The organism is Janthinobacterium sp. LPB2021202312-11-4 (assembly GCF_037049705.1).
Lineage (GTDB): Bacteria > Pseudomonadota > Gammaproteobacteria > Pseudomonadales > Pseudomonadaceae > Aquipseudomonas.
Map to the genome: position 1 here is coordinate 1 of NZ_JBAGKV010000004.1, position 24,471 is coordinate 24,471.

Annotated in this window: 20 protein-coding genes; 13 read left to right on the forward strand and 7 right to left on the reverse strand. The window is 59.7% G+C overall.

The annotated features are described in order from the left end of the window. The first annotated feature begins 920 nt into the window (after positions 1-920). A complete protein-coding gene (locus V5E99_RS05440) occupies positions 921-2,333 on the forward strand; it encodes an amino acid permease (protein ID WP_499801506.1) in 1,413 nt (470 codons plus the stop codon). A gap of 60 nt (positions 2,334-2,393) precedes the next feature. Here V5E99_RS05440 and V5E99_RS05445 read toward each other — a convergent pair whose 3' ends face one another. Then, positions 2,394-3,236, reverse strand: coding sequence for an alpha/beta fold hydrolase (locus tag V5E99_RS05445; protein WP_499801507.1), 843 nt, complete (start codon positions 3,234-3,236; stop codon positions 2,394-2,396). Positions 3,237-3,503: 267 nt separating this feature from the next. On the opposite strand from V5E99_RS05445, the gene V5E99_RS05450 reads away from it, so the two are divergent. From V5E99_RS05450 to arfB, 3 genes are all read left to right on the forward strand, one after another. Then, positions 3,504-4,004, forward strand: a complete 501-nt coding sequence (locus V5E99_RS05450; RefSeq protein ID WP_499801508.1) for an Hcp family type VI secretion system effector — start codon at positions 3,504-3,506, stop codon at positions 4,002-4,004. Next, complete coding sequence (locus V5E99_RS05455; protein ID WP_499801509.1) at positions 3,997-4,686, forward strand: DUF4225 domain-containing protein; 690 nt, start codon at positions 3,997-3,999, stop codon at positions 4,684-4,686. Before V5E99_RS05450 ends, V5E99_RS05455 begins: the two co-directional genes overlap by 8 nt. A 419-nt stretch (positions 4,687-5,105) precedes the next feature. After that, a complete protein-coding gene (gene arfB, locus V5E99_RS05460) occupies positions 5,106-5,519 on the forward strand; it encodes an alternative ribosome rescue aminoacyl-tRNA hydrolase ArfB (protein WP_007920134.1) in 414 nt (137 codons plus the stop codon). On the opposite strand, the gene V5E99_RS05465 is transcribed toward arfB, so the two are convergent. The 6 genes from V5E99_RS05465 to phhA form a co-directional block, all read right to left on the reverse strand. Beyond that, positions 5,516-6,715 carry an MFS transporter gene (locus V5E99_RS05465; RefSeq protein ID WP_499801510.1) on the reverse strand — a complete coding sequence of 400 codons (1,200 nt, stop codon included), beginning with the start codon at positions 6,713-6,715 and terminating at the stop codon, positions 5,516-5,518. The genes arfB and V5E99_RS05465 overlap by 4 nt on opposite strands. 103 nt (positions 6,716-6,818) lie before the next feature. Beyond that, entirely contained in the window at positions 6,819-7,001 is a 183-nt protein-coding gene (locus tag V5E99_RS05470) for a hypothetical protein (RefSeq protein ID WP_499801511.1), read from the reverse strand. Between the two features lie 74 nt (positions 7,002-7,075). Continuing rightward, complete coding sequence (locus V5E99_RS05475; RefSeq protein ID WP_499801512.1) at positions 7,076-7,207, reverse strand: hypothetical protein; 132 nt, start codon at positions 7,205-7,207, stop codon at positions 7,076-7,078. 217 nt (positions 7,208-7,424) lie between these two features. Further along, a complete protein-coding gene (locus V5E99_RS05480; protein ID WP_499801513.1) occupies positions 7,425-8,621 on the reverse strand; it encodes an amino acid aminotransferase in 1,197 nt (398 codons plus the stop codon). Then, the gene (locus V5E99_RS05485; RefSeq protein ID WP_123509107.1) at positions 8,621-8,977 is read right to left on the reverse strand and encodes a 4a-hydroxytetrahydrobiopterin dehydratase; all 357 of its coding nucleotides are present in this window, start codon (positions 8,975-8,977) and stop codon (positions 8,621-8,623) included. The genes V5E99_RS05480 and V5E99_RS05485 overlap by 1 nt, the downstream gene beginning before the upstream one ends. 101 nt (positions 8,978-9,078) lie before the next feature. After that, entirely contained in the window at positions 9,079-9,870 is a 792-nt protein-coding gene (gene phhA, locus V5E99_RS05490; protein WP_499801514.1) for a phenylalanine 4-monooxygenase, read from the reverse strand. A 403-nt stretch (positions 9,871-10,273) separates the two neighbouring features. Here phhA and V5E99_RS05495 point away from each other — a divergent pair, with 403 nt between their 5' ends. The 9 genes from V5E99_RS05495 to V5E99_RS05535 all read left to right on the forward strand — a co-directional run bounded on the left by V5E99_RS05495 (position 10,274) and on the right by V5E99_RS05535 (position 24,267). Further along, positions 10,274-11,833, forward strand: a complete 1,560-nt coding sequence (locus V5E99_RS05495; RefSeq protein WP_499801515.1) for a sigma-54-dependent transcriptional regulator — start codon at positions 10,274-10,276, stop codon at positions 11,831-11,833. 298 nt (positions 11,834-12,131) lie between these two features. Beyond that, a complete protein-coding gene (locus V5E99_RS05500; RefSeq protein WP_499801516.1) occupies positions 12,132-12,872 on the forward strand; it encodes a flagellar basal body rod protein FlgF in 741 nt (246 codons plus the stop codon). A 46-nt stretch (positions 12,873-12,918) separates the two neighbouring features. Beyond that, the gene (flgG, locus tag V5E99_RS05505; protein ID WP_499801517.1) at positions 12,919-13,704 is read left to right on the forward strand and encodes a flagellar basal-body rod protein FlgG; all 786 of its coding nucleotides are present in this window, start codon (positions 12,919-12,921) and stop codon (positions 13,702-13,704) included. Positions 13,705-13,756: 52 nt separating this feature from the next. Further along, on the forward strand, positions 13,757-14,452 hold the full coding sequence (gene flgH, locus V5E99_RS05510; RefSeq protein WP_499801518.1) for a flagellar basal body L-ring protein FlgH: 696 nt from the start codon (positions 13,757-13,759) through the stop codon (positions 14,450-14,452). Beyond that, on the forward strand, positions 14,453-15,568 hold the full coding sequence (locus tag V5E99_RS05515; protein ID WP_499801519.1) for a flagellar basal body P-ring protein FlgI: 1,116 nt from the start codon (positions 14,453-14,455) through the stop codon (positions 15,566-15,568). Positions 15,569-15,579: 11 nt separating this feature from the next. Continuing rightward, positions 15,580-16,893, forward strand: coding sequence for a flagellar assembly peptidoglycan hydrolase FlgJ (flgJ, locus tag V5E99_RS05520; RefSeq protein ID WP_499801520.1), 1,314 nt, complete (start codon positions 15,580-15,582; stop codon positions 16,891-16,893). 24 nt (positions 16,894-16,917) lie between these two features. Continuing rightward, on the forward strand, positions 16,918-18,960 hold the full coding sequence (flgK, locus tag V5E99_RS05525; RefSeq protein ID WP_499801521.1) for a flagellar hook-associated protein FlgK: 2,043 nt from the start codon (positions 16,918-16,920) through the stop codon (positions 18,958-18,960). A gap of 13 nt (positions 18,961-18,973) precedes the next feature. Then, positions 18,974-20,554 carry a flagellar hook-associated protein 3 gene (locus V5E99_RS05530; protein WP_499801522.1) on the forward strand — a complete coding sequence of 527 codons (1,581 nt, stop codon included), beginning with the start codon at positions 18,974-18,976 and terminating at the stop codon, positions 20,552-20,554. A 116-nt stretch (positions 20,555-20,670) separates the two neighbouring features. Then, on the forward strand, positions 20,671-24,267 hold the full coding sequence (locus V5E99_RS05535) for a glycosyltransferase (RefSeq protein WP_499801523.1): 3,597 nt from the start codon (positions 20,671-20,673) through the stop codon (positions 24,265-24,267). Positions 24,268-24,471 lie beyond the last annotated feature (204 nt).

The window sequence follows — 24,471 nt, forward strand, 5'->3', positions numbered from 1 at the left end:
CTAGATGACTTTTGAGTAAGTACAGCGACGTGTTTTTCAATCAGTGAATAACCCGCCAACTTGTCGGTCGATGCGGCTCGGCAAGTCGCTGAAAACCTAGTTCACAGGTTTTTAAAGCGCAATAAAATAATTAAATAAGATTTATTTGAACTATTTATTCCATTTTTTGAGCGGGGATTTCTTAATTAAAAACAAAAAACTAACTCGACCTTTTCCTTAGGAAGCTTCCTAACGTCAATTTGCAGTCGTCCTACAGCAGGATCTGATTTGGCAAATTTTCGTTACGCCTTGTAAAGGAATGCTGACGATATTCGCGACCAAACCCCGTGGGATGACTGCCTGGACAAGGCTGTAAGGAAAACCTTCCGAAATCCTCTCGGTTGCACGGGCTGCAGGGCTCTGGCGCGCTTGTTTCAGCGTCTCTGGAAGGGTGAGATGCGTGCCATGCCTGTCGTGCAGGTGCATAACAAGAAGGAGGCGCAATGAACGCCGTGACTCATTTCCATCTCTCCCCGTGGGCCGATTTTCCGAGCGCCTGCGTCGATGACCCGCAAAGGTCTGACCTCATTTTTGCAGCCGCCCTCGACCTTCGAGGCGGACACAGGCAATCCCGGCAACCGACACGCTGATCCAGCGGTGTCTGGCAGCAGGGGGTTAGCGGTGTACAATGCGCCGCGTTTTAACTGTGACCTCCTGCGCACCTGCGCAAACTTCAAGGCTACCCGTCTTGTTCATTCCGTCGCGCCACAAGCGTGTCGGGTTCGATTTCGTCACAGATAAAAACAAACAGGTGACGCATGACCGTTGTAAATACGCTGAACTCCTGGTGCTTGCGCTGGGGTTTGATCGGCGCTGCTTGAAATTGCAACCGAGCAGCAACGTCTATTGAACATCATCAAACCTTGCGTGAGACCCTTTTCATGAGTGGACAAAACTCGCATTCAGGCGAGCTGAAACGCGGCCTGAAAAATCGCCATATTCAACTGATCGCCCTCGGTGGCGCGATCGGTACCGGGCTGTTCCTCGGCTCGGCGGGCGTCCTCAAATCCGCCGGCCCGTCGATGATCCTCGGCTACGCCATCTGCGGCTTTATCGCTTTCATGATCATGCGCCAGCTCGGCGAAATGATCGTCGAAGAGCCGGTGGCCGGTTCCTTCAGCCACTTCGCCCACAAATACTGGGGCGGTTTTGCCGGCTTCCTGTCGGGCTGGAACTGCTGGATTCTGTACATCCTGGTGGGCATGTCGGAGCTGACGGCGGTCGGTAAATACATCCACTACTGGGCGCCGGATATTCCGACCTGGGTCTCGGCAGCCGGTTTCTTCGTGCTGATCAACCTGATTAACCTGGCCAACGTCAAAGTCTTTGGCGAGGCCGAGTTTTGGTTCGCGATCATCAAGGTCGTGGCGATTGTCGGCATGATTGCCCTGGGCAGTTATTTGCTGGTCAGCGGCAACGGCGGCCCGCAAGCCTCGGTGAGCAATCTGTGGTCCCACGGCGGTTTTTTCCCGAACGGCGTGAGCGGTCTGGTGATGGCCATGGCGATCATCATGTTTTCCTTCGGCGGCCTGGAAATGCTCGGTTTCACCGCAGCCGAAGCCGACAAACCGAAAACCGTGATCCCGAAAGCGATCAACCAGGTGATCTACCGGATTCTGATTTTCTACATCGGTGCCCTGGTGATTCTGCTGTCGCTGACCCCATGGGACAGCCTGCTGGCGACCCTGAACGCGTCCGGCGATTCCTACAGCGGTAGCCCGTTCGTGCAAGTGTTCTCGATGCTCGGCAGCAGCACCGCTGCGCACATCCTCAACTTCGTGGTCCTGACCGCTGCATTGTCGGTGTACAACAGCGGCACTTACTGCAACAGCCGCATGCTGCTGGGCATGGCCGAGCAGGGCGATGCGCCGAAGGTACTGGCGAAGATCGACAAGCGTGGCGTGCCGGTGCGTTCGATCCTGGCCTCGGCGGCAGTGACATTGATCGCTGTGCTGCTGAACTACCTGATTCCGCAAAACGCCCTGGAGTTGTTGATGTCGCTGGTGGTAGCAACCCTGGTGATCAACTGGGCGATGATCAGCTTCTCGCACTTCAAGTTCCGCCAGCACATGAACAAGACCAAGCAAACGCCGCTGTTCAAGGCCCTGTGGTACCCGTACGGGAACTACATCTGCCTGGCGTTCGTGGCGTTCATCCTGTGTGTGATGTTGCTGATTCCGGGGATTCAGATCTCGGTGTACGCGATCCCGGTGTGGGTGGCGTTCATGTGGATTTGCTACGGCATCAAGAACAAGCGCAGCGCTCAACACGCACTGCAGACTGCCGTGAAGTAACACAGCAGGCAGCAGGACAAACCCGGCCATGTGCCGGGTTTGTCGTTTCTGCGTCAGGCGTTATTTCTGGTCCAGAAAGCTCTGCACCGACGCATTGAAAAAATCCGGGTCCTGGATAAAGGCGAAATGGCTGACATTCGGCAGGATCAGCAGGCCAGCGCCGGGAATGGCAGACGCCATGTACTCGGTGTGTTCACGCTTGATGGCTTCATCATGGTCACCGTCAACGATCAATACCGGGCTTTTGATTTTCGCCAGGTCCTCGGTCGTCCAATTCGGCTGGCTCGCCCACATATGGCTGATTTGCTCGACGAACGCGTCGTACTCCTTGGGGGTAGGCGACAGCTTCACGTATTCCTTGCCGGCGCGTTCGATGTAGGCGGCGAACGTCGGGTTCTTCTCGACACCTTCCTTGACCCCCGAGGTCTGGGTGTTGGCGGCGAAAGCGAAGACCTTGCCGGTGCGCTGCGGGTAGCGCATCGCCAGGTCCAGCCCGAGGATCGCGCCGTCACTCCAGCCGACGATGTCGGCGCGTTCGATCTTCAGTTTGTCGAGCAGCGCGATGACGTCGTCGGCCATCAGGTCGTAGCCGAATGGTCGGGCATCCCGCGAACTGCGACCGTGGCCACGGCTGTCTACCGTGATGACGGTGTGCTTCGCCGAGAGGGCCTTGACCTGATGGCCCCAGTAATCGGAGTTGGCCAGACCGCCGTGCAGTAACACGACGGGAGAGCCATGGCCGGTAATCGAGTAATAGAGCTTGATGCCGTTGACGTCGGCACGGCCGGTTTTCGCACTGGTGATCGGGGCCGGGGTTGCAGGCAACGTTTCCCAGCGCTCGGTGGCATGAGCGATGTTGAATGACAGAAGGACACAAAAAGCGGCAAGTAAGCGACGGGGCATAGGTGTCTCCATTCAAAAGGCCTGATCGGTGTGATCGGGATGCTTTAGCGTAGAAGGCCGTCGTCAGAAGGCCAGGTCTTGGTGTTTAAAGTCATGTTGCGGATAGCGTTGTAATGTTCTGCAGTCTGGTTCCTACATGGGCGGTTGCCACGTACTACAGGGGTTTCGGAAAATAGAATAAAGCGCGTTAATTCGGAAGTTGCCTACAACCCGCCTGATAATTTTTGTCATAGGCTGGCTCTCCAAAAACATGAAAGAGCGGCGGATATGGCCAGTAACAGCTACATGACGATTACCGGTAAACGACAAGGTTTTATCTCTGCGGGTTGTTCAGGGCATAGCTCTATTGGTAACAAATGCCAGATTGATCACGAAGACGAAATCATGGTTTTGGCGTGCTCCCATGATATGACTACGGGCAGTGAAGGCGGTGTTGCAGATGGTCGCGGCAAGCACATGCCTGTCATCATTACCAAAGCAATTGATAAATCCTCGCCTTTATTGGCGAGCGCGTTGCATGAGGGCGAAGAGGTGGAGTGCACGATCAATTTCTACCGTACAGCCTCGGCTGGAGGGCAGGAACGCTATTACTCAATACATCTTTCCGGTGCGCGCATTGCACATATCAGTCAACAAATACCCCACGCTATTCGAATGAATGATGCGGAGCCGCAAGAGCAAGTGGCTATTCGGTATAGAGAGATTGCCTGGGCGCACGTGACCGCCGCTACAAGTGCTTATAGTTCTTGGGGTGAGGAGAGTGAATGAAGAGGCTTGTGATATTTATGATGTAACGCGAGCGGCTTCTGATCTGGTTGCTGTTGGATGCCAAGTTGGTATGACGCATTTTCCTGACGGTCTTATGCGGCTGCGATTTGGCTCGATTATTTCGTCCTATGCCAATGAGGTCATCCAAGCGGTTGACGAAGGGCTGATCAGTGCATGGGAAGGGGTTCAGGAGATCAGGGCTGAGTATGAAGGGTTGTCGTCAAAGGCGCGGTTTTACCTTCAAAACGGTATTGGGGTTGCGGCGGGTGTTATGCAGATTAAAACGGGGGTTTCAATCGCTACTGCACCGGGGGCAGGTGTGGTAGGTGTTGTTCCGGGAGCGCTGATGGTTGGGCATGGAGCGAATAACATTTATGAAGGGGTGGCTAATATCTACTATGGGTCGGAAGCCTCCAGTACTGTTGGGCCCGTTAGGTGGCTCTATAGAACAGCATTTGATGATTATAGGGGGGATACGGCTTATTACTCCTTGGACTTGGCATTGTCGGCGTATGGAGTTATTAGGAGAGTTCCAAGGCCTGAAACTTTTGAGCTTTTCAGGCGAGATCCGATCAATTACGAAAGAGCTTACCAACAAACGGGAAAACTGGCGTTGGCCTTTGAGGCTCTGGTTGATTTTCTAACGATAAAGATAATTCGATCACAAGAGGGTTCGGGCTAGTAATAAAAAGCTATTGCGGGAGGGTTATGTTTTTCCGCGCATTCTTGGGATGTATATGATCAACCCAAAAAAAACGACGATTGCATATGATGCTAAGTAAGCTTTGTTTAAATATTTTTCATCTATGTGAATTATTTTTCTTATGCCGAATACAATCAGTCCAGAGGGTAATCCAGAGCATCCTAGGACTAGAAGAGTGACAGCAAGGTGATATCGAATCTTCTCAAGAAGCATTATCGCGAGACCTCATTGATGTGAGGCGTTAGGTTAGTAAGATTAGTCGAATCAAAGCAACTATTTTTAAGGCTTATTGATTGTGCTAGTGAATAGCTCAGCAAGCTCGTCTGTTTCAATGAGCATCTGATATTCAGTTCGTCATTCGCGGTATCCTGCACACCCTAAAACCCGGACGCTTTTCCATGCTGGTAATTTCCAACAACGTGCACCTGCCGGATGCCGAGATCGAATTGACCGCCATCCGCGCCCAGGGCGCCGGTGGGCAGAACGTCAATAAGGTTTCCAGTGCGATGCACTTGCGCTTCGACATTCCGGCCTCGTCCTTGCCTGAGTTCTACAAGGAGCGGCTGCTGGCGCTGCGGGACAGTCGCATCACCAGCGACGGTGTGTTGATCATCAAGGCTCAGCAATACCGCACGCAGGAAGCCAATCGTGCCGATGCGCTGGAGCGGCTGGTTGAGCTGATTCTCAGCGCCACCAAAGTCGAGAAGAAACGCCGCCCGACCAAGCCAACCCTCGGTTCGAAGAAGCGTCGGCTGGAGTCGAAGACCAAGCGCGGCAGCATCAAGGCTGGGCGCGGCAAGGTGGACTTCTAGCGGGCGTCGCGCTCTTCGCGATACTTAGGCGCTTGTCGGTACAGATAAATGCTCAGCATCAAACCGCTGAGTGCCGCGATGGCCGCAAACAGAAAGATCGACGCAAAGCCAAACCCTGCCGCAATCGCACCGGCCAGTGGCCCGGTAATCCCCAGCGACAAATCGATGAACAGCGAGTAAGCCCCGACCGCCGCGCCGCGACTGGAGGCCGGCACCAGGTTCACCGCTTCCACGCCCAGCGCCGGGAACACCAGCGAGAAGCCGAAACCGCTCAGCGCCGCCCCCGCCAATGCCCAATGGGCGTCCGGCGCCAGCCACAGCAGCAACAACCCCAAGGTTTCCACCGACAGGCAGGCAATCGCCACGCGAAACCCGCCGAGGCGGTTGATCAGGTTGCCGAACAGAAGGCGTGCACCAATGAAACTGGCGCCGAACAGGCTCAAGCAAAGCACTGCGTTCGACCAATGCTGCGTGGCGTAATACAAGGTGATGAACGTGGCGATGGTGCCGAAACCGATCGAGCCCAGCGCCAGGCCGCAGCCGTGGGGCAGCACCCGCCCCAGCACATGCATGAACGGCAGGCGCTCACCGACCACGATCGGCGCGGCGGTTTTCGGCCAGGCCAGCGCCAGGCCCAGCGCGGCCAGTAGCACGATGCTCACGCCCATGCTCCACAAGCCCAATTCACCGACCAGCCACACCCCCAGCGGGGCGCCGATGGCGATGGCGCCGTAACTGGCGATGCCGTTCCAGGAGATGACTTTGGCGGTGTTCGCCGCGCCGACCCGGCCAATGCCCCAACCGATCGAGCCCGAGCCCACCAGGCTTTCCGCGCTCCCGAGCACCAATCGGCCGATTAGCAGGCTGATCAGGCTGAGCATCGGCAGGCTTTGGGTCCAGGCCGAAATCAGCATGAACACGCCACTCAAGCCGCAACCGGCGAGGCCGTAGATCACCGCCAGTTTGCTGCCCTTGTTGTCGATGATCCGCCCGGCGTAAGGGCGGCTGAGCAGGGTGGCGAGGTATTGCACGCTGATCACCAGGCCGGCGATGACCGCGCCGAAACCCAGGTCGCTGTGGACGTAACCCGGCAATACGGCGAGGGGAATGCCGATATTGAGGTAACCGATGAAGGTGAACAGGACAATGGAGACGACTTGCAGCGTGACCGCCAGGGGGCGCTGGTTTTCTGACATGGGTAAAGGTCCACGGGGCAGCAGGATAGATAGGCTGCTTATGATAGCGGCGTGAGTGGCCGACGGTCGTGGAAAAGTAAAACTATTTGCCGGGCGGGCTGAATCAGGGTTTGGCGGGGGCGACCAGTTGCGTGGTGACCAGAGCGGCCAGCGCATTTTCTTCGCTGCCGAAACGGGCCAGCAGGGCGGCTTGTTTTTCGGGGGAGAGGCGATTCCAGATCTCGATCATTTTCTCGGCGGTGCCGATCAGGACGCTGGCCTGGGTTTCGCTGAAATTGTCGGTCATGGCGTGGCTCGGGTTTCAGGCGGTGTGGAAAGCGCATGTTAGCGCTTTCCACACGGTCTGGCATTGCAGGTGTTTCAGTCTTCGCTGTCAGCCTTGCGACTGTCAGTGGCTGCTTTCGGCTCAGGCTGTTGGGCACTGGCTTGTTGCGGGGTTGTCTGCTCAGTTTCGTGCAGGCTTGGGAAGGGGAGATTAGGGATCTCGTGCATGTTCGCGCTCCTCGCAAAGTCTGTTGATAGATCTGGTAGATCCGCGCTTTTACAAAGCCTGGGCAGGATACAGCAGGTCAAATGACAATCAGACTTTTATCTCGGATTTCTGCGACCAATGGCCGCAGGGGGGCGAAAAGCAAAAGATCGCAGCCTCCGGCAGCGCCTACATTGGAAGGATGTACATCCTGTAGGAGCTGCCGAAGGCTGCGATCTTTTAAGGGCGACACACCTCAGCAATCGCCTCGGCCAGCAGATCAAGACGCGTCGCATCAATCCCCGCGACGTTGGCCCGGCCCGAGTTGACCATGTACACGCTGTGATGATCACGCAACTGCTTCACCTGCTCCGGGGTCAGGCCGGTGTAGGAAAACATCCCGCGTTGCACGCCAATGTGCGCAAACCGCTCACGCAAGCCGTGGGGCTCAAGGGCTTCGACCAAACCGCTGCGCAGTTGGGCGATGCGCAAGCGCATGGCTTCCACTTCGTCGGCCCAGAGGCTTTTCAGTTCCGGGTCGCCAAGGATGGTGGCGACCACGGCGGCACCGTGATCCGGCGGCGTCGACCACAGGTTGCGGGCGATGTTGGCCAGTTGGCTGCGGATATCCACCAGTTTGTCGGCGGTTTTCGCGCAAACAATCAGCGCGCCTGTGCGGTCGCGGTACAGGCCGAAGTTCTTCGAGCAGGAGCTGGTGATCAGCACTTCCGGCAACGCGTCGGCGAACAGCCGCGTCGACCAGGCGTCCTGTTCCAGGCCATCACCGAACCCTTGATAAGCGAAGTCGATCAGCGGCAGCAGCTCCCGACGACGAACCACGTCCAGCACCCGGCGCCAATCGTCGTGAGACAAATCGAACCCGGTCGGGTTATGGCAGCAGGCGTGCAGCAACACCACATCGCCCTTGGGCGCTTCGTTGAGCACCGCCAGCATGGCTTCGACGTCGAGGCGGTTGTCGCTGCCCACGTAGGGGTAATGACTGACCTTGACCCCGGCGGTGGCGAAAATCGTTTCGTGAATCGGCCACGTCGGGTTGCTTAACCAGACGCCACGGCCCGGCAGCATGTGCGCGATGAAGTCGGCGCTCAAACGTAGGGCGCCAGTGCCGCCCGGGGTCTGGGTGACGCCGGCCCGTTGTTCGGCGATCAGCGCCGAGTCAGCGCCCAGCACCAGTTCGTTCATGACTTTGCCGAACGCCGGTTCGCCGTGACCACCGATGTAAGTCTTGGTGGTCTGGCGATCCACCAGGCGCGCTTCGGCGAGTTTCACCGATTGCGGAATCGGCGTCAGGCCCTGGGCGTCTTTGTAGACCCCCACGCCCAAGTCGAATTTGCGCGGGTTGGGGTCCTGCGCATAGGCCTCCATCAGGCCGAGAATCGGGTCGCCGGGTACTCGGCCGATGGCGTCGAAATGCATTATTTGCGGCCCTCGGCGTCCTTGGCCACGTCGTCAGTGCGTGCGGCCATGATGAAGTCGTTGCGGTGCAGGCCCTTGATGGAGTGGCTCCACCAGGTCACGGTGACTTTGCCCCACTCGGTCAGCAGACCCGGGTGGTGACCTTCGGCCTCGGAGATTTCACCCACCGCGTTGGTGAACGCCAGGGCGTGCTTGAAATTCTTGAACAGGAAAACCTTTTCCAACTGCATCACGCTGTCGCGAACTTCGATGTTCCAGTCCGGGATCTGTTTGATCAGTACCGGCAACTCTTCGTCGCTGACCTGAGGGGCGCCAGCTTGGCAGGCTTCGCAGTGGGCTTGGTTCAAAGTGGACATGTCTGTTTCCTGTATCGGTTTTTTATATCGGTCGTCAGTGCCGTCACGCTAAACCAAAGCCGCGACGACTGACAGACTCACTTGTCAGTAAAAGTCGCGGTTCACGCGGCCTTCGGTTTGGGTGGGAATTTCGGTGCATGCAAGCCCAACTGCATGCCTTGCTTGACCATGCCCATGATGTCTTCATGGGCCACGTCGAACAGGCGCTTGAGGTTGGGCAGCACAAAGTACAGCGGCTGCAGGATGTCGATGCGATACGGCGTGCGCATGCATTCCAGCGGATCGAAGGCCTGATGTTCCGGCTCGTCCGACAGGCAATACACGGTTTCTTTAGGCGAGGACAGAATGCCGCCGCCGTAGATGCGCAGGCCCTGCGGGGTGTCGACCATGCCGAACTCGATGGTCATCCAGTACAGGCGCGCCAGATAAACCCGTTCTTCCTTGGTGGCCTGTAGGCCAAGTTTGCCGTAGGTGTGGGTAAATTCAGCAAACCAGGGGTTGGTCAGCAGCGGGCAGTGACCAAAGATCTCGTGGAAAATGTCCGGCTCTTGCAGGTAATCCAGTTCTTCGCGGGTACGAATAAACGTCGCTACCGGAAACTGCTTGCTGGCGAGCAATTCGAAAAAAGTCTGGAAGGGAATCAGCGCCGGGACGCGGGCAACCTGCCAACCGGTGGTTTCACCGAGGACCTTGTTGATCTCGCCCAGTTGCGGAATGCGGTCGTGGGGCAGACCGAGTTTTTCGATACCGTCCAGGTATTCCTGGCACGCACGCCCTTCGATCACTTTCAGTTGGCGGGTGATCAGCGTGTTCCACACCGCGTGTTCTTCGGCGGGGTAGTCGATAAAACCTTGCGCATCGGGCTCGCGAGCCACGTATTGCGTCTGCTTCATGCTGCTCTCCTGCTAGGGGATTCGTTCTTGTTATGTCCAGCTATGGACTTAGAGATACCCCAAGGCGTGGGTTGATGCAGCAGGTGGTTTGGGTCATGAGTAGGAAAAATCGGTCTGTTTTGTAAAGTTTTCGTTACGGATTGGCCGTCGTCGCGCAGGTATTGAGATTTCCGGGTTTGAAAAGCCCTCTAGCTGTCACATAATCTTGACGACTAACTTGGGGCCTTGGCAGAAAAATACTCCCAAGGACACGGCAAACCCCTTGTGGGAGCGGGCTTGCTCGCGAAGGCGAACTGTCTGACCCATTGATGTTGGATGTGCCGGCGCTTTCGCGAGCAAGCCCGCTCCCACAGGGGGAGGCGCCAGGCATTCAACTCACTCACCGCTTTTTCGGGCCTTTTATATGCGTATCAAAGTCCACTGCCAAAACCGCATCGGCATCCTGCGCGACATCCTCAACCTGCTGGTGGAATATGGGATCAACGTCGCGCGCGGCGAGGTCGGCGGTGAACATGGCAACGCGATCTACCTGCACTGCCCGAACCTGATCAACATCCAGTTCCAGGCCTTGCGTCCGAAATTCGAGGCGATTGGCGGGGTATTCGGCGTCAAGCGTGTAGGGCTGATGCCCAGCGAGCGTCGGCACATGGAGCTCAATGCGTTGCTCGGCGCCCTGGAGTTTCCGGTGCTGTCGATCGACATGGGCGGCTCCATCGTCGCGGCCAACCGTGCGGCGGCGCAGTTGCTCGGGGTGCGGGTGGACGAGGTGCCGGGGATTCCGTTGTCCCGTTATGCCGAGGATTTCGATTTGCCGGAACTGGTGCGCGCCAACAAATCGCGGATCAACGGTTTGCGGGTGAAGGTGAAGGGCGACGTGTTTCTCGCCGACATCGCGCCGCTGCAATCGGAGCACGATGACAGCGAAGCCATGGCCGGCGCGGTACTGACGCTGCACCGGGCGGACCGGGTCGGGGAGCGCATCTATAACGTCCGTAAACAGGAACTGCGCGGCTTCGACAGCATTTTCCAGAGCTCAAAAGTGATGGCGGCGGTGGTCCGCGAGGCCCGGCGCATGGCGCCGCTGGATGCGCCGCTCTTGATCGAAGGCGAAACCGGTACCGGCAAAGAGTTGCTGGCGCGGGCCTGTCACCTGGCCAGCCCGCGCGGTCAGTCGCCGCTGATGGCGCTCAACTGCGCCGGTCTGCCGGAGTCCATGGCCGAGACTGAACTGTTCGGTTATGGCCCGGGTGCCTTCGAAGGGGCGCGGGCCGAGGGTAAGCTCGGGCTGCTGGAGCTGACGGCCGGCGGTACGTTGTTTCTCGATGGCGTCGGGGAAATGAGCCCGCGCTTGCAGGTGAAATTGCTGCGCTTCCTGCAGGACGGATGCTTCCGTCGTGTAGGCAGTGATGAGGAGGTTTATCTGGATGTGCGGGTGATCTGCGCGACCCAGGTGGACCTGTCCGAATTGTGCGCACGCGGCGAGTTTCGCCAGGATTTGTATCACCGCTTGAACGTGCTGTCGTTGCACATCCCGCCGCTTCGCGAATGCCTCGATGGGTTGACGCCGCTGGTGGAGCACTTCCTCGACCAGGCCAGTCGGCAGATTGGTTGCCCGTTGCCGAAACTGGCACCGGCGGCGATGGAGCGGCTCAGTCATTACCACTGGCCGGGCAATGTCCGGCAGTTGGAAAACGTGTTGTTCCAGGCGGTTTCGTTGTGCGAGGGCGGCACCGTGAAGGCCGAACACATTCGCCTGCCGGATTACGGCGTGCGTCAGCCCCTTGGCGATTTCTCGCTGGAGGGCGGGCTGGATGCGATTGTCGGGCGGTTCGAGAAAGCGGTGCTGGAGCGGCTGTATTCCGAGCATCCGAGCAGTCGGCAACTGGGTAAGCGGTTGGGGGTTTCGCATACGACCATTGCCAACAAGTTGCGTGAGTACGATGTTGGCAAGGACCGCGTCTGAGGATCGAAAGATCGCAGCCTCGTTTCACTCGACAGCTCCTACCGCTCCTACGGGGGATCGCGCATTCCCTGTAGGAGCTGTCGAGTGCAACGAGGCTGCGATCTTTCGATCTATTGCCGCGAAGCGGCATAACACCGCCGGTTTTTCGACTTCGACACAATTCCCTCATCCCCTCCAAATCTCCCAACCCCTGTGTTTGCTGGGCCCCGGGCCGCCAGAAAAAAGTTGGTCTGCAAATTGCTTAAGGCTCAGCAGTACAGCGGTGGGCGGCAAACGTCCGGCATGCAGAGGATTGAGTGTGGACAAGTACCTTTATGTGGCAATGACCGGCGCCAGCCAGAATGCACTGGCGCAGAAGGCTCATGCGAACAACCTGGCGAACATCTCCACCAACGGTTTTCAGAAGGACCTGGAGCAGGCCCGTTCGATGCCGGTGTTTGGTGACAGCTTTCCGGCGCGTGCCTATGCCATGAGTGAACGTCCTGCCACCGACTTCTCGCCAGGTTCGATGGTGGAAACCGGTCGTGACCTCGACGTCGCAGTCACCGGTAACGGCTGGATCGCGGTGCAGAGCCCCGATGGCAGTGAAAGCTACGTGCGCACCGGCAGCCTGAACATTGACGCCCTGGGCGTGTTGCGCGCCGGCAACGGCATGCCGGTGATGGGCAATGGCGGGCCGATTGCCGTGCCGCCCGAGCAGAAAATCGAAGTGGGCGAGGACGGCACCATCAGCATTCGTTCGATGGGCGAAGGCCCGCGGGTGATGGCTGAAATCGACCGCATCAAACTGGTCAACCCTGACCTCAAGAACATGACCAAAGGCCTGGACGGTTCGATCCACACCAAGGACGGCAAGCCGGCGCAAGCCGATGCGGGCGTCAAACTGGTGTCCGGGTTCCTGGAGTCGAGCAACGTCAATGCCGTGGAAGAAATGACCTCGGTGTTGGCCTTGTCGAAGCAATTCGAGCTGCACATCAAGATGATGAACACCGCCAAAGACGATGACCAGGCCATGGCTCGGGTCTTGCAGATCAGCTAATTATCAGAACGTCGCGCCGTAAAACAGGCGCACGAGGAGAATCGAAATGCTTCCGGCTCTATGGGTTGCCAAAACAGGTCTGTCCGCCCAGGACACCAACCTGACCACCATTTCCAACAACCTGGCGAACGTATCGACCACGGGTTTCAAACGTGACCGCGCCGAGTTCCAGGACTTGCTGTACCAGATCAAACGCCAGCCTGGCGCCCAGTCGACCCAGGACAGCGAACTGCCGTCCGGTCTGCAATTGGGTACCGGTGTGCGCATCGTCGGCACCCAGAAAAACTTCTCTGCCGGCAGCCTGCAAACCACCGAGCAGCCGCTGGACCTGGCGGTCGACGGTCGTGGTTTCTTCCAGATTCTGCAGCCGGACGGCACCACGTCCTACACCCGTGACGGCACCTTCCACCTCGACTCCAACGGCCAGATCGTGAACGCCAGCGGTTTCGCTCTGGAACCGGCCATTGTCATCCCGAACAACGCGCAGACCTTCACCGTCGGTACGGACGGCACCGTGTCCATCACCGTTCCCGGCAACCCGGCCTCCCAGGTGATCGGCAACCTGCAAACCGCCGACTTCATCAACCCGGCCGGTCTGCAAGCGGTGGGTAACAACCTGTTCCTGGAAACCGCCGCCAGCGGCGCGGCGCAAGTCGGCACTCCGGGCCTGAACGGTTTCGGCACCACGTTGCAGAACACCCTGGAAGGCTCCAACGTCAGCACCGTTGAAGAGATGGTCAACATGATCACCACTCAGCGCGCTTACGAGATGAACTCCAAGGTGATCTCCACCGCCGACCAGATGCTCTCGTTCGTAACGCAGAATCTGTAACCAAGTCTATGAGGCGACCATGAGGTCGCCTGCAACACCGTGAGGTAGGGTCATGAATCGCTTTGTATCTGTTCTGGCAGTGAGTGGGGTGGTCGCGCTCGCGGGCTGCGTCGCGCCGACGCCCAAGCCCAATGACCCTTACTACGCCCCGGTGTTGCCGCGCACGCCGCTGCCGGCTGCCGCCAACAATGGCTCGATCTACCAGGCCGGTTTCGAACAGAACCTGTACAGCGACCGCAAGGCGTTCCGGGTCGGTGACATCATCACCATCACCCTGAACGAGAAGACCCAGGCCAGCAAAGGCGCCAACTCGCAGATCGACAAGACCAGCAAGACCGGCATCGGCTTGACGTCGCTTTTTGGAGCGGTACCCAACACCAACAACCCGCTGGGCAGTGGCGACCTGAGCCTCAGTGCCGGCTACAGCGGCGACCGGGCTACCAACGGCGCCAGCAAGTCCGGCCAGAGCAACAGCCTGACCGGTTCGATCACTGTGACCGTCGCCGACGTCTTGCCCAACGGCATCATCGCCGTGCGGGGCGAGAAGTGGATGACCCTCAACTCGGGTGATGAGCTGGTACGGATTGCCGGCCTGGTTCGCGCCGATGACATCGCTACCGACAACACCGTGTCGTCGACCCGGGTCGCCGATGCACGTATCACCTATTCGGGCACCGGTGCATTTGCCGATGCGAGTCAGCCAGGCTGGTTCGACCGTTTCTTCCTCAGCCCGCTGTTCCCTTTCTAGGTGGCTACGTTGAATCTTAAACACCTGATGGTGGCTGCCCTGTTGTTGTCCGCAGCCTTCGGTGCTCAAGCCGAGCGGCTGAAGGACATCGCCAGCATTTCCGGCGTGCGGACCAACCAATTGATCGGTTACGGCCTGGTGGTCGGGCTTAACGGCACCGGCGACCAGACGACGCAAACCCCGTTCACCCTGCAGACCTTCAACAACATGCTCTCGCAGTTCGGCATCAAGGTGCCGCCGGGTTCGGGCAACGTGCAGTTGAAGAACGTTGCAGCGGTGTCGATCAGTGCTGATCTGCCGGCGTTTGCCAAGCCCGGTCAATTGGTGGACATCACCGTTTCGTCGATCGGTAACTCCAAGAGCCTGCGCGGCGGCACCTTGCTGCTGACGCCGCTCAAAGGTATCGACGGCAACGTCTACGCCATCGCCCAGGGCAACCTGGTGGTCGGCGGTTTCGACGCCGAAGGTCGCGACGGTTCGAAGATCACCGTCAACGTTCCGTCGGCCGGTCGCATCCCGGGTGGTGCATCGGTCGAGCGTTCGGTGCCGAGTGGTTTCAACCAGGGCAACAGCCTGACCCTGAACCTCAATCGTTCGGACTTCACCACCGCCAAGCGTGTGGTCGACAAGATCAACGACCTGCTCGGCCCTGGCGTGGCCCAGGCCATTGACGGCGGCTCGATCCGCGTCACCGCGCCACTGGACCCGAGCCAGCGTGTTGATTACCTGTCGATCCTCGAAAACCTTGAAGTCGATCCGGGCCAGGCGGTGGCGAAAGTCATCATCAACTCCCGTACCGGCACCATCGTGATCGGCCAGAACGTGAAAGTGTCCCCGGCCGCCGTGACCCACGGCAGCCTGACCGTGACCATCACTGAAGACCCGATCGTCAGCCAGCCCGGCCCTCTGTCCAACGGGCAGACCGCCGTCGTGCCGCGCTCGCGGATCAACGCCCAGCAGGAAGCCAAGCCCATGTTCAAATTCGGCCCGGGCACCACCCTCGACGAAATCGTCCGTGCGGTGAACCAGGTCGGCGCGGCGCCGGGTGACTTGATGGCGATCCTTGAAGCACTTAAACAGGCCGGCGCGTTGCAAGCCGACCTGATCGTGATCTGAGGACGACGACCATGGTGGATATGCGCAAAGGCGCCTTGGTCGGCACCGGCGATTCGGGTTCGTACTCAGACCTCAATCGCTTGAACCAGCTCAAGATCGGCGACAAGAACAGCGATGCGAACATGCGCAAGGTGGCGCAGGAGTTCGAATCGCTGTTCCTGGGGGAAATGCTCAAGTCCATGCGCTCGGCCACCGAAGAGCTGGGCAAGGACAATCCGCTCAACACGCCGGCCGCCAAGCAATACCAGGAAATGTCCGATCAGCAGATGGCCGTTTCCATGTCCCGTCAGGGCGGCGGTATTGGTCTGGCAGATGTGTTGATGCGCCAGATGTCGAAGAACAAACCGTTGGCGCCGGGTGAAGCGGCGGCCAACTCGGCGGCCAAGCAGGACGCGGCGAAAGCCAAGGCCGAGGCGGTGATCACGCCGGTGGCTGCCGGCACGGTCGCCACCAACGGCCCGTTGTCGCGCCTTAACGGCGAGCGTCCATTGTGGGCCTCACGCGGGGTCAAGGCACCGACCGCGACGGCCGCTCACAGCAATGACGTGGCGCTGCTCAATCAGCGGCGCCTTGCCTTGCCGCCGAAACTGGCCGACCGTTTGCTCGCCGGCCTGGTGCCGTCAGTCACGACCAGCGCCACGACCGCTGCGGCGCTCAACAAGACCCTGTTGCCTGACCGCGCCACCACCACCACGACGACCGGTTCCGGCCCGCTGTACAACGGCGATTGGCTGGCCTCGCAAACGGCGGGTGCGTCGAGCGGGCAGATGCAGATTTACGGTCGCGCCATGGCGCAGATTCCGCTGGCGCCGGCGAAGAAAGCGTTCGGTTCTGCGGATGAATTCGTCAACACCATGCTGCCGATGGCCAAGGAAGCCGCCGCGCGCATTGGCGTCGATCCGCGTTACCTGGTGGCCCAGGCCGCGCTGGAAACCGGTTGGGGCAAATCGGTTATGCGCGCCCAGGATGGCAGCAGCAGTCACAACCTGTTCGGCATCAAGGCCGGCAGCAGTTGGACCGGCGATTCGGCGCGGGCGATCACCAGCGAGTTCCGCGATGGCGCGATGGTCAAGGAGACGGCCGAGTTCCGTTCCTATGCCTCGTACAAGGACAGCTTCCATGACCTTGTGACTTTGTTGCAAACCAACAATCGCTATCAAGATGTCGTGAAGTCGGCCGATAACCCAGAACAGTTTGTGCGTGAGTTGCAAAAGGCCGGTTACGCAACCGACCCGAACTACGCGAACAAGATTTCGCAGATAGCCAAGCAGATGACGAGTTACCAAAACTACGCTGCGGCGGGCGTTACCACCACGCCTTTATAAGGCACAAGGCATAAGGTCTGAACCATGAGTTTGCTCAATATCGGGATGTCGGGTCTGGCGGCAAGCCAATCCTCCCTGGCTGTGACAGGCAACAACATTGCCAACGTCGACACCGCCGGTTATTCGCGTCAGCAAACCGTGCAGGGCACCAAAGCCTCGCAGCAGTACGGGAATGTATTCATCGGCACCGGCACTACGCTGGCGGACGTTCGCCGGGTGTATAACGCCTACCTCGACTCCCAATTGCAGACCGCAACCTCGCTCAACAGCGAAGCGGCCTCGTACCTGGCCCAGGCCACCCCGCTGGACTCGACACTCTCCGACACCAACACCGGCCTGACCGGCGTGTTGCAGAAGTTCTTCACGTCGGTGCAGGGTGTTTCGTCCTCGGCCACCGACGACACTTCGCGCCAATCGGTACTGACCGGTGCGCAGGCGCTGAGCAGTCGTTTCAACACCATTGCCAAGCAGTTGAACGACCAGAACACCACCGTCAATGGCAGCCTGGCGGACATGGCGTCGCAGGTGAACAAACTGGCGACTTCGATTGCCAACCTGAACCAGAAAATCGGTGAAATCTCCACCAGCGGCGGCCAGCCGAACGACCTGCTCGATACCCGTAACGAAGCCGTGCGCCAACTGTCCGAAATGGTCGGTGCGCAGGTCGTCGAGCGCGGCACCAGCTACGACATCTACGTCGGTAGCGGCCAGCCATTGGTGATGGGCAACACCACCAACACCCTGGAAACCGTGCCGAGCAAAGACGATCCGTCGCGCATGGGGCTGCAGATGAACCGTGGCTCCAGCACCATCGACATCACGTCGGTGATCAGCGGCGGTGAAATCGGTGGTTTGCTCACCTATCGCAAGGAAGTGCTCGACCCGTCGCTCAACGAACTGGGGCGCGTGGCACTGGTAGTGGCTGATCAAATGAACAGTCAGCAAGCCCAGGGCATCGACAAGAACGGTGATTTCGGTTCGGCGATTTTCAACAACATCAACAGCGCCGCACTGATCAGTCAGCGCAGCATTGCCCAGGCAGGCAACAGCGCCGGCTCGGGCAACCTGGATGTCACCATCAAGGACACCGGCAAGCTGACCACCAGCGACTACCAGGTGACCTTCACCAGCGCCACCGACTACAGCGTCAAGCGTTCCGATGGCACTGATATGGGCAGCTTCAGCACCACGACCAGCCCGGCGCCGGTGATTGACGGCTTCAGCCTGTCGCTTAACGGTGGCGGCCTCAGCGCCGGTGACACCTTCAAGGTAACCCCGACTCGCGGTGCGGCGGCCAGCATCCAGACTGTGCTGACCGACCCGAAAAAGATTGCCGCTGCGGCGCCATTGACCGGCCTCGCCAGCGCCAGCAACACCGGCACCTACACCCAGCCAACCCTCAGCACCACCCTGGACATCTACAACCCGGCATCCCAGGCGGAATTGCAGTCGGCGCTGAAAAACTCGACGCCGGTCAAGTTGACGTTCGGTGCCGCCAGCGGTGGCAGCCAGACCTACACCCTGACCGACGCCCAAGGCCATTCGCTGGGCAGCGGCACCATCGTTCCGGGCCAGAGCAATACCCTGAACCTGCAAGTCGGCATGGTCGACGCCAGCGGTAACCCGATCACGGACGGCGGCACCCCGCCGGTCCAGAAAACCTTCACCGTGCAGACCACCGTGGGCGGCGCGCCGAAGACCGGCGAAAGCTTCACCATGTCCCTGACCGGCGCGGCGTCCTCGGACAACCGCAACGCTCAAGCCCTGGTGGCGCTGCAAACCAAACCAACCGTGGACACCGGTTCGGCGAGCAAGGGCATCAGCCTGACCGACGCCTACAACACGCTGGTGACCAACGTCGGGACCAAAGCGGCCCAGGGCAAGTCGGACAGCGACGCCACCACGGCGATCCTGACCCAGGCCAAGGGTGCCCGCGATTCGCTCTCCGGGGTCGACCTGGATGAGGAAACCGGCAACCTCGTCAAATATCAGCAGTACTACACCGCCTCTTCGCAGATCATCAAAGCTGCGCAGGAAACTTTCAGCACGCTGATCAACAGCCTTTAAGGAGTCGTAATTCATGCGCATTTCTACCGCCCAGTATTACGAGACAACCGCTGCCAACTACCAGCGCAACTTCAACAAGGCGATCGCGACCAGCAATGAAGCCAGCAGCCTGACGCGCATCAACACCGCTGCCGATGATCCGCTCGGTGCCGGACGTTTGCTGCAATTGGGTCAGCAGAGCGCGATGCTGGATCAGTACACCAGCAACATCAGCACCACCAAGAGTTCGTTGAGCCTGCAGGAAACCACTTTGGATTCCATCGGCACCGCATTGCAGCGCGCCAAGGAAATTGCCCTCAGCGCCAACAACGGCATTGCCACCGACGCCGACCGTAAAGCCTATGCTTCGGAATTGGGCCAGATCCAGCAACAAGTGCTGGGCCTGATGAACTCCAAGGACTCGGCCGGCAATTACCTGTTTTCCGGTTCGAAAACCGACACCCCGCCGTACTCGCAGAATTCCGACGGAACCTACACCTACAACGGCGACCAGAGCAGCATCAACCTGGGCATCGGCGATGGCTTGAACGTGGCCACCAACACCACCGGCTGGGACGCGTTCCAGCAGACCATCAACACCAGTCGCACCCAGACCACCATGACCGCTCCGGCGGTGGATGATGGTCGCGTGGTCCTGTCCAGCGGTCAGGTCGGTAACAGCGCTACCTACGACGCCAAGTTCGCCAGCGGCCAGCCGTACACCGTCAGCTTCCTGAGCAGCACCCAGCTGAAAATCACCGATGCGCTGGGCAACGACGTGACCACCGAGGCCAGCCAGAACGGTGCGTTCACCAACAGCAACGGCGCCAACCAGGTGGTCAGCTTCCGTGGCGTCGACATGAACCTGAACATCAACCTCAAGACCGGTGACACCAACCCTGACGCGGTCATTGCCGGTCACAGCTTCACGCTGGCGGCCACGCCGGACACGTTCAACGCGACCCGCAGCGCCGGTAACCCGTCGACTGCAGTCATCACCAGTTCCACCGTGACCAACGCGGCGGCGTACAACGCTGCATTCCCGGCGGGCGGGGCGATTCTCAAGTTCACCAGCGCCACCGCATTCGACCTGTACGCCGCGCCAGTGACCGCTGACAGCCGCCCGGTGTCGTCGGGCACCGTGGCGGCCGGCACACCGGCCACGGCCACCGCTGCGGGCGTGACCTTCGCCCTGGGCGGCGGCACGCCGGCCACGGGCGATCAGTTTTCGGTGCAGTCCAACAGTCACCAGACCCAGAACGTGCTCGATACCCTCGGCAACATGATCACCGCGATGAATCAGCCAATTGACGGTAATACCGTTGCCAAGCAGCAGTTCCAGGCGGCAATGGATTCCGGCCTGGCGAACCTGGAAAGCGCCAGCAACCAGATCGGTACGGCGGTCACTTCGATCGGTGCGCGCGGTCAGTCGCTGGATGATCAATCCACGACCAACCAGAGCCTGAGTCTGGCGAACACTGCCACCCAGGGTTCGATTCGCGACTCCGATCCTGCCGAAGTGATGACGCGCCTGACCCTGCAGCAAACCATGCTGCAAGCGGCACAACTGGCGTTCAGCAAGATCACGCAGCTGGGCCTGTTCAACAAGATCTGACGGATGGCGGGCGCCCCGGCGCCCGCTGGCCCTGACCCTTCAATACCTATCGTCTTTTTTCGCGGTTTCAAAGGGCTCGCTTTCCTGGGCGCGCTCGCGCCGCTTGTGAGCCCGCCGTGAATTCACTTCCTCTCGTCAGCATTGTCATCCCGGCCATCAACCCGCGCTTTTTCAGTCGTGCATTGCACTCGGCGGTGGCGCAGGGCTACGGCAATCTTGAAATCATTGTGTGCGATGACAGTCGCGGCGAAGAGATCAAGGACCAGGTCGATCGGGTGGTCGAGCAAACCGGTGTGGCCGTGCGTTACGTGCGCAACCCGCGGACGCTTGGCCTGGTGGGTAACCTGCACGCCTGCCTGGAACAGGCTCAGGGCGAGTTCATCAAGTTCCTGTGCGACGACGATCAACTGTTCTCCTCGTGCATCGAGCGTCAGGCGTACATCTTGACCGCGCGGGCCGAAGTCAATCTGGTGCTGGCCCAGCGCTTGTTCTGGGACGCCGATGACATGCAGTTGCCGTCGCGCCTGGAGAACACGCCGCTGTCACCGTTGTGCGGGCTGTTCAAGGGTGACGACCTGCTGGCGCTGTTCGAGAATTTCCCGGCCAATATCCTGGGCGGCTTCAGCAACGCCATGTTCCGTCGTGCGGACATGCTCGAGCTGCTGCCGGCGCTGACCCAGGCAGGTCATTGTTTTGTCGCGACCCTCGATTTCGCCTTGTTCGTGTGTTTGATGCGCCGGGGCAACGTGGTCATCCTCAATCACGTCCTGAGCGTCGAGCGCCTGTATCCGGAGCGTCTGAGCGGTCAGCAGATGATGAAGGACCTGGTGACGTCCGAGCGCGAATGGCTGGTGCAAATGCTCAAGGCCCGCAGTGGCGAATCCGCCCCGGCGCCGGGCTGGGTTCGCTACCTGCCGGTGACCCGTCTCGACGAGTCGCCGCGGGTCTGGGAAGAGCTGCCGTTGACCCGAACCCTGGGCACCAAGCAAAGCACTCAGGAGTGGCACGTCGGCATCGACAGCGTCAGTTTCTCTCAGTTGTACGCGCAATGGCTGGCCTGCCGCACGCTGACCGAACCGCAGCGCTTGCTGTTGCCGGACACCCTGGCCAACTGGCCCCGGCAGCCGAAGATCGTGCCGATCATCCTTGATGAACACGGCAGCCGTTCCCACCTGGAACTGACCCTGGAGAGTCTCGCCGGGCAGCTCTATGCGCCGGAATTGACCCTGGTGCTGTCCAGTACCTGCACCGAGGCCGCGCTGGAGGGCCGGGTATTCCGTCTGCCGTTGCAGGACGACTGGCAGCAGCAGATCAACGAGCTGTTGCCGCAACTGGACGGGGCCGACTGGTTCTATTTGTTGCGGGCCGGCGATCGTCTGGTGGAGCCGGCGCTGTTGATCCTGGCGGAGCGCATTGCTGTCTCGGACAGCGTGGCGTGCATCTACAGCGACGAAGGCGGATTGCTGCTGGGCGAATCGACCGAGCCGGCCTTCAAGCCTGATTTCAATCTGGACCTCTTGCGCAGTTACCCCTACGTCGGGCGCGCGCTGGTGTTCGAGCGTGAACGTTTCCTGGCCCTTGGCGGCTTCGACTCAAGTTGCGGCGAGCTTGCCCCTCACGATGTGCTCTGGCGCCTGGTCGAGACCCAGGGTACGAACGCCATTGAGCACGTCGCAGAGATTCTGCTGGAGTCGGCGCACAACCTGTCCCAGTGGCTGGCGCTGCCCGAGGTGCTGGAAGGCAATGCGGCGCTGATAGAAGCGCATCTGCTGCGCATGGGCGTTGCGCATGAGATGCGCAGCGGCAGTGTGTCGCTGCTCAATCGTATCGACTATGTGCACGAGAGCCGGCCGCTGGTCTCGATCATCATCGTCAGCAAAGACCAGACGGTTGCCTTGCAACGTTGTGTCGAAAGCCTGCTGGAAAAAACCGCTTACAGCGAATTTGAATTGCTGCTGGTGGACAACGGCAGCGAAAGCGTCGAGGCCCGAAACTGGCTGGCGAGCATGGCGCAATTGGGCTCGGACCGGGTACGGGTGCTGGAATATGCACCCCAGGGCAACCTGGCGGCAGTGCGCAATTTCGCTGTCGGGCAAGCCCGTGGCGAGTACGTGTTGATCCTCAACCCTTACACGGTGATTACCCACGGGGACTGGCTGCACGAACTGCTCAATCAGGCCCAGCGACCTGAAGTCGGTGTGGTCGGGGCCAAGCTGTTTAACCCGGACGGTCGGGTGTTGCATGCCGGGTTGATTCTCGGCTTGCGCGGCCCCACCGGCTTGCCGTTTTTCGGCGACGCGTTGCATGCCCCCGGCTACATGTTCCGGTTGCAGGTGGTGCAGGACTTGAGTGCTGTCGGCGGCGATTGCCTGATGGTTCGCAAGGCGTTGTTTGACAGCGTCGGTGGGCTGGATGAACAAGACCTGCCGCGCACCCTTCATGAGGCCGACCTGTGCCTGCGGATCGGTCAGGACGGTTACCTGGTGGTCTGGACGCCTTATGCGCAACTGGCGCTCGGGTCGCAACCGGCCAGTGTCGAGCTTATCGATCAGCAAGCGCTGATCAGCCAGGAGCAAGAGGTGTTCTACAAGCGCTGGCTGCCGATCGTTGCGCGCGATCCGGCCTACAACCCGAACCTGGCGTTGCAGGGCATCAGCGGTGCGAGTTTCAGTCTGGAGCCAGGTTTGCGCTCCGGCTGGAGTCCCTTTTCCAAGGCGCAGCTGCCGAAAGTGCTTGCCTTGCCGGTCAACGCATCGGCCATCGGACACTATCGGGTCACGCAGCCGCTGATCGAGCTGGAAGCCGCGGGCAGGGCCCACGGACGCATCCATTACAGCTTGCCGACGCTGATTGAAGTCGAGCGTTATTCGCCTGACGTGATTGTCTTGCAAGGACGTTATTCCGAGGGCCCGATCAGCGAAATTCCTGGCCTGCAGAAATACTCCAGTGCCCGGCGGATCTACGAGCTCGATGATTTCGTGATCAACGTTCCCCATCGCAATGCGCACATCCGCAACATGCCGGGCAAGGACGATATGGAGAAACTGGTCCGTCGTGCCATCGGCATGTGTGATCGGGTGGTGGTGTCGACCGAGCCCCTGGGCAACGCCTTGTCCGACATGCACCACGACATTCGCGTCGTCCCGAACATGCTGGCGACCCACTTGTGGAGCACGCTGCGCAGCCAGCGCCGCACCTCGAAAAAACCACGGGTCGGCTGGGGCGGTGGTACCAGTCACCACGGCGACCTGGCGGTAATCGCCGAGGTGGTCCGCGAGCTGGCCAACGAAGTGGACTGGGTTTTCTTCGGCATGTGCCCGGATGATCTGCGCCCTTACATGCACGAGTTCCATGGGGTGATCGGGCTCGACGTCTACCCGGCGAAGCTGGCCAGTCTGAACCTGGACCTGGCACTGGCACCGCTGGAATTCCACATTTTCAACGACTGCAAAAGCAACCTGCGCCTGCTGGAGTACGGCGCGTGCGGCTACCCGGTCATTTGCACCGACACCGAAGCCTATCGCGGCTATCTGCCGTGCACCCGGGTCAAGACCAACACCACGGATGAATGGCTGCAAGCGATCCGCATGCACCTGGCCGACCCGGACGCCAGTTACCGCATGGGCGATGAATTGCGCGAGATTGTGCTGCGCGATTACATGCTGCGCGGCGACAACCTGCGCTACTGGGAAAATGGCTGGTTAGCCGACTGATCACCCCCCAGGCAGCATCCCTTCCCAGACAGGCGACTCACGAGTCGCCTGTTTTTTTGTGCGCGCGCCAGCACTTACCCTCGGGGGATAGAGCTGGCGCGTTTCCTGCAAGTCCTCCTTTATATCGCCATAAAACGAGCACTGGCGGCGTTGCCGGCAGTGCCATGAGCGGCGTTCAGCGTTTTATCCAGAAGGCCTGTAAAA